We start from the raw sequence: 858 nt of genomic DNA on the forward strand, positions 1-858 counted from the left end.
TTCTGCTACGTGAAATAAAAGGAATAAACTTCGATGGTTAAAGATCAAATCCGTTACGATATTCTCGTTCAGGATGCACTTCGTGGAGTTATCCGTAAAGTTTTATCGGAAGTTGCCAAAGCAGGTCTTCCGGGAAATCATCATTTTTTTATAACTTTTTTGACAAATGCCCCAGGCGTTAAAATTTCTCCTCGGCTAAAAAATCGCTATCCCGAGCAAATGACAATCGTCTTACAACATCAATTTAGAGATCTCAGTGTTTCAGAAACAGCTTTCGAAGTAACCCTCTCTTTCAGGGAAATAACCGAAAAGCTCGTGATTCCTTTTACTTCCATTCAAGTCTTTTATGATCCTGTAGCAGCATTTGAAGCAGCATTTGATCTGCCCTCAAATCTGACCTCTGGAGAAAGTGAACATTCAGAAAATACCTCAACTACGCCCATTACCTTATCAAACAAACAAAAAAAAGAAAATACGCTTACAAAAGAACAAAATCTCAGTACAAATATAGAACCTTCAAATAACGATGCAAAACAAAATCAAAGTGCTGATGTTGTCTCTTTAGATTCCTTTCGGAAAAAATAATTTTTCTCATGACTGAATTGATTAATCTTCGCCAATTTCGAAAACAAAAAAAACGTACAGAAAAATCTCTTTGTGCTGAGCAAAATCGTTATCGTTTTGGACGAACAAAAACTGAAAAACTTTTTGAGCAACAAAAATCTTTAAAAACGCAAAAATTTCTTGATCAAAATCGTTTACGAAACGACGAATAAAGGTGGAAAAATGCACGAAAATAATTCTATCGATTGGTCAAAAGTCATTCCACGAAAGATATCTGTTCGCGTTGATGGACAC

At 35.3% G+C, this 858-nt stretch carries 2 protein-coding genes; both read left to right on the plus strand.

From position 1 onward, the window contains the following. Positions 1 to 33: 33 nt before the first annotated feature. A complete protein-coding gene (locus ACFIO3_RS14270; protein ID WP_375606983.1) occupies positions 34 to 585 on the plus strand; it encodes an SspB family protein in 552 nt (183 codons plus the stop codon). Between the two features lie 8 nt (positions 586 to 593). Continuing rightward, entirely contained in the window at positions 594 to 776 is a 183-nt protein-coding gene (locus ACFIO3_RS14275; protein WP_375606982.1) for a DUF4169 family protein, read from the plus strand. The last annotated feature ends 82 nt before the right edge of the window (positions 777 to 858 follow it).

The organism is Bartonella sp. AD328YNZD, from assembly GCF_042196425.1.